This window comes from Amycolatopsis sp. NPDC051903 (assembly GCF_044452505.1).
Lineage (GTDB): Bacteria > Actinomycetota > Actinomycetes > Mycobacteriales > Pseudonocardiaceae > Amycolatopsis.
Genome location: NZ_JBITBT010000084.1, coordinates 1 through 4,740, shown reverse-complemented (window position 1 = coordinate 4,740; position 4,740 = coordinate 1). Strand labels below are relative to the sequence as shown.

Annotated in this window: 5 protein-coding genes; 3 read left to right on the top strand and 2 right to left on the bottom strand. The window is 72.6% G+C overall.

Annotated features, from left to right (window positions below; all coding sequences use genetic code 11):
• Positions 1–347: 347 nt before the first annotated feature.
• Together ACIA77_RS52240 and ACIA77_RS52235 are read left to right on the top strand one after the other, a co-directional pair.
• Positions 348–1,694, top strand: a complete 1,347-nt coding sequence (locus tag ACIA77_RS52240) for a nicotinate phosphoribosyltransferase (protein WP_395893718.1) — start codon at positions 348–350, stop codon at positions 1,692–1,694.
• A 32-nt stretch (positions 1,695–1,726) separates the two neighbouring features.
• Positions 1,727–1,993, top strand: a complete 267-nt coding sequence (locus tag ACIA77_RS52235) for a DUF1876 domain-containing protein (protein WP_395893717.1) — start codon at positions 1,727–1,729, stop codon at positions 1,991–1,993.
• Positions 1,994–2,123: 130 nt separating this feature from the next.
• Here the strand turns inward: ACIA77_RS52235 and ACIA77_RS52230 are convergent, their stop codons facing one another.
• Both ACIA77_RS52230 and ACIA77_RS52225 read right to left on the bottom strand, forming a co-directional pair.
• Positions 2,124–2,969 (bottom strand): hypothetical protein, encoded by an 846-nt coding sequence (locus ACIA77_RS52230; protein WP_395893716.1) that lies wholly within the window; start codon positions 2,967–2,969, stop codon positions 2,124–2,126.
• A 210-nt stretch (positions 2,970–3,179) separates the two neighbouring features.
• Complete coding sequence (locus ACIA77_RS52225; RefSeq protein WP_395893715.1) at positions 3,180–3,995, bottom strand: universal stress protein; 816 nt, start codon at positions 3,993–3,995, stop codon at positions 3,180–3,182.
• A gap of 399 nt (positions 3,996–4,394) precedes the next feature.
• On the opposite strand from ACIA77_RS52225, the gene ACIA77_RS52220 reads away from it, so the two are divergent.
• Positions 4,395–4,691 (top strand): hypothetical protein, encoded by a 297-nt coding sequence (locus ACIA77_RS52220; protein WP_395893714.1) that lies wholly within the window; start codon positions 4,395–4,397, stop codon positions 4,689–4,691.
• Positions 4,692–4,740 lie beyond the last annotated feature (49 nt).

Here is a 4,740-nt window from a genome sequence, read left to right as displayed (position 1 = left end):
TCCGCCACCCCGCCGCCGTAGGGCGTGGCGCTCAGGTGGAGCACGCGCGCGCCGCGCAAGCGGTTCGCCACCGCGACGAGGGAGTCGAGGATCCAGTCCGGCGCGACGGTGCGGTAGGCGTCGAGCGCCAGGTCACCGGTGTCCACGGTCTGCATCGGGCGCACCTCTCGTCGCGGGTCCCACGCCCAGCCAAACCGCCGGCCGCCGGATGCGGAAAGAGGCGAAAGCCCTCTGCCGTCGGGCAGCGGTGACCATCGTCGTCGCGACGAAGGCCGTGAGACTCTCCGGAGCCGCTCGAGGGCGCTCGTAGCTTGGGGGTTGCGAACGACGTCGTGGAGGTGGACTGGATGAACGCGCTGCGCACAGACCTCTACGAGATCCGGATGGCCGCGAGCTACCTGCGCCGTGGCATGACCGGCCTGGCCACTTTCAGTCTGTTCGTTCGCGACCTGCCACGCGATCGGGGGTTTCTGGTCGCCGCGGGGCTCGCGGAAGGCCTCGACCTGCTGCAAGGCTTCCGGTTCGAGCCGGAGGAGCTGGCGTACCTGGGACAAGGGCTCGGGTTGCCGGCCACCGACGTCGAGGCGCTGTCCCGGCTCCGGTTCACCGGCGACGTCCGCGCGGTCCCCGAAGGCCGGGTGGTCTTCGCGGGAGAGCCGCTGCTGGAGGTCACCGCGCCGCTGCCGGAGGCGCAGCTGGTCGAGACGATGCTGCTGAACTCCGTCACATTCGCGACCGCCGTCGCCACGAAGGCCGCCCGGTGCCGCCTCGCAGCTCCGCACGCCGAACTGGTCGACTTCTCGGCGCGGCGAACGCACGGCGGTGACGCTGCGTTGGCCGCAGCACGGCTGACCGCGATCGCCGGATTCGGCCGCACCAGCAACGTCGAGGGGGCCGCTCGCCACGGCCTGCGCGCCGCCGGCACGGTCGCCCACTCCTACATCCAGGCGTTCCGGTCCGAACGTGACGCTTTCCGCGCGTTCGTCGAAGATTTCCCGGCCGCGCCCGTGCTCCTGGTTGACACCTACGATCCGGTGACGGGGATCGCCCTCGCGATCGAGGTGCTCCGCGAGTTCGGGGTTCAGCCCGCGTCCGCGGGAGTGCGGCTCGACTCGGGCGACCTCCTCACGCTGTCGGAGACTGCCCGTAAGATGCTGGATGCAGCCGGGTTCGGCTCGGCCCGCATCATGGCGAGTGGCGGGCTCGACGAATACGCCCTCGAAGGGCTGACCGCCGCGGCGGCACCGATCGACGTTTACGGCCTCGGCACGGCCGTGGGGGTTTCCGCGGACGCACCGAGTCTGGACACGGCGTACAAGCTCGTGGCGTTCGACGGCAGGCCGGTGCTGAAGCTGTCCACCGGGAAACGGACGCTGCCGGGAGCGAAGCAGATGTACCGGGGAGCCGCGGGAGAGCCCGACGTGCTCGCGACCGCGGACGAGCCGCAGTTCCCCGGGCGCGAGGCGCTGCTGGTGCCCGTGATGCTGGGCGGCCGGCGGCTGGGGCAGCCCAGCGTCTCCAGCTCGCACCTCCGGTGCGCACGCGACCTGGCGTGGCTGCCGCCGGCGGCGCGGCGGCTGCGTGGCCCGGAGCCGGTCAGCGTAAGGCATTCGGCCGCGCTGGACAGCCTCGCGGAGGACGTCGCCGGACGCGTTCGGGAAAGCCAGAACCACGCAGCCGGGGTGGCTCGATAGCGCCGACCACGGCGGGAAGAGAGGAGACAGCGATGCACAGCACGCAGTGGCACGTCGACCTGTTCCTCGGCGAGGAGGAAGGACGTACCCACGCCCGGGCCCGGTTGACCACCGGCGCCGCCACGAAACTCGAAGCGCTGGGTACTGCGCGGCTCAACCCGGCCGACCGCAACGTCCCCGAGATCGGCGACGAGCTCGCGGCCGCGCGGGCGCTGAGCGCGCTGGCGCACCAGCTGCTCGATGTCGCCGCAGGCGACATCGAGGGCGTCACCCACGAGCCCGTGCGGCTCGAGCACTGACAGGAGACTCGGGAGGCGCGCGGTGATTGTGTACGAATCGATGTTCGGCACCACCGAGGAACTCGCCCCGTCGGTGCGGGCCTCGCCGCAGCTCGGCGGACACGCACCGCCCGAGCCTGACTGAACCTGCTCAACGGGCAGTGGGGCTCTCGGCCCGACTTCCGGTGGTGTTCTGGTGGTGCACGACCGCGGCCACCCCGGCGACGGCCAGGACGAGGCCCAGCCCGGACAGCCACCACCACCCGGGGCGGATGCGGTCACCGAGCAGCAGCATCGCCAGCGCGCCCGGGAAGACGACTCCGGTCAGGGTGGTGACCGCACTCGGCACCGATGGGGTGGTGCGCCGCAGCGACGTCGCGTACATGGCGATGCCCAGCGCGGTGAACACCAGCACGAGGTATGCCAGCGGCTGCCGCCAGAGCACCACCAGAGTGATACCCGGAGTCTGGAGGAGCGCGCGGACCGCGACCCGCGAGCCGCCGTAGGACAGGCCCGCGACGATGGCCCGGGGCACCGCGCCTTCGCGCGTCCGCGCGGTCAGCGCGGCCACCCCGAGCCCCACGGCGAGGACCGCCAGCACCCCGAGCACGACCGGTTCCGGGGCGACCGGCCCTGTCCGGGTGGTCGCCCCGGCGGCGATCAGGCCGAGGCCGCCGGCGACGCAGCCGACTGCGACGAGGTCGCGTGCTTGTACGGAGGTGTGGAACGCGCGACGGGCGAGGACGGCTGCGATCGCGATCTGCGTACCGAGGACGGCTTGGACCGCGAACACCGGCAGGAACCGCAACGCGACAACCGTCATCGCCCAGCCCAGGAAGTCGACTGTCAGGCCGACGCCGTACCGCAGCACCCGGCGGCGCGCCGGCCGGCCGGTCGTGCGTGCCGCGCGGGATTCGAGCAGCGTCGCGATGCCGTCGAGCGCGGCGGCGACACCTGCCGCTCCGAACCCCACCGCGATGCCCAGCTGCGGACTCATCGCGAGCGGCCGGTGGTCGAGGTGCGCACCGGGTCACCATGGCCCACGTATGCGCCCGCCGGAGCGTCCGAACGTCGCCGGCGAGAGGGACCTTGGCCTCCCCGCAGCCCCGGGTGCACCTCGGCACTGTGGAGACCGGTGGCGACCCTGTAGGCCTCGCCGTGAGCCGGCAACGGCCGATCGCGGCTGCGGAGCGAAGGATCTTCGAGGTCACACACCGGCGTGGGTGACCAGCACCGGGCAGGCGGCGTGGTGCACGAGCGCCTGGGCCGTCGAGCCGAGCAGTAGCCCGGGGAAGCCTCCGCGGCCGCGCCGGCCCAGGACCACGAGCTGTGCGGTGACGCTGCGTTCGAGCAGTTCGTGCCGGGGCCGGGAGGCCACCACCGCGTGCTCGACGAGGACGTCGGCGTGGCGGCGGCTCGGTTCCTCCAGGACCTCGTCGAGCGCCGAGGCCGTTTCGCCGACGTCGGGGTCGTTCTTCGCGTGCAGCACCAGCAGTGTCGTGCCGAGGGAGGCGGCTTCGGTGAACGCGGCAGCGACGACCGCGGCAGTGTCCGGGCCGCCGTCGATCCCGGCGACCACCGGTCCGGCGGCAGCGGGCACGTCCCACAAGTCGCCGCGGGCCACCACGAGCGGGCGAGTCGCGTGGGCGGCCAGGGCCATGGCGACCGAGCCGGCGAGCAGCGAGCCGAACCGGCCGTGGCCGTGGCCGTGGCCGACGACCACAGCCGAGGCCTGTCCTGCGAGGTCCAGCAACGCCGGCGCGGGACGATCGGGATCCAGCCGCTCTCGCACATCCTCTGCTCCGGCTCCGCACGCCACTTCGTGCGCCGCCCGCAGGAGGTGCCGCCCGTGCCGGCGGAGAAGGTCCTTCGCGTCCTCGGTCGGCGGTACGACGCCGCCGACCAGGAGGTCCGGGAACGCCGTCGCGTGGACGAGCTCCAGCGGTGCGTGGTGGCGGGCCGCTGCGCGTGCGGCCCAGCGGACGGCGTCGATCGATCCCGCCGAACCATCGACGCCTGCCATGATCGGTGCGGGACCAGGAAGAGGGGGAGTCACCTGTCGAGCCTAGAAAGCACGGCTGCCCGCCGCCGCGGCCGGAAGTCCCGGCGTAGTGGGACTTCCGGACGGTCATCGGGCAGAACTGTCCGTGCCGGAGCTAGAGTCAGAATCCGGGGCAGAGGCGGTCCCGGGGTCGGTTCGCACCGGCGTCGCACGACTCAGCACCAACGTGCAGAACGCCGGTAGCACGGTACCCACATGCCAGTCGCGGCGATTCCGGACTCGAGCGCTCACCTCGACACGACCTCCGGCGAGGGTGTCACGCCGGAAGTGCCGAACGTCCCCGCACAGCGTGACCTGCGGACGTCGTGGCGACGCGCAGCCGGCGACGATCCTGGAGGTCCCTTGCGGACAGGAGTGGTGATGACGGAGAACGGGTGGGCCTGGCGAATCCACTCGCCGGGACCGGCGCAGACCCCTCCGCTGAGCTGGGAGCCTGGCACTGTGCCGGAACCGGGTCCCAGCCACCTGTTCCAGGAACGCCAAGTGCGCAGCGTCGCCGCGAACGCCAAGGCCGACGCACGTGAGTCCTTCCGCTATGCCAGCGAGCACCACCTCCACGTCCGTACGGTGTCCTCCGCGCCGGCCGGCGCACCGCGGGTCCTGACCGGTCTGGCCGTCGACCGGGGCACCGGTGCCGTGGTGCTCCACGCGGATTGAGCTGGTCCAGGGTGGGGCAGATCTCGGGGGGACGGGGTGGCCGGGCCGG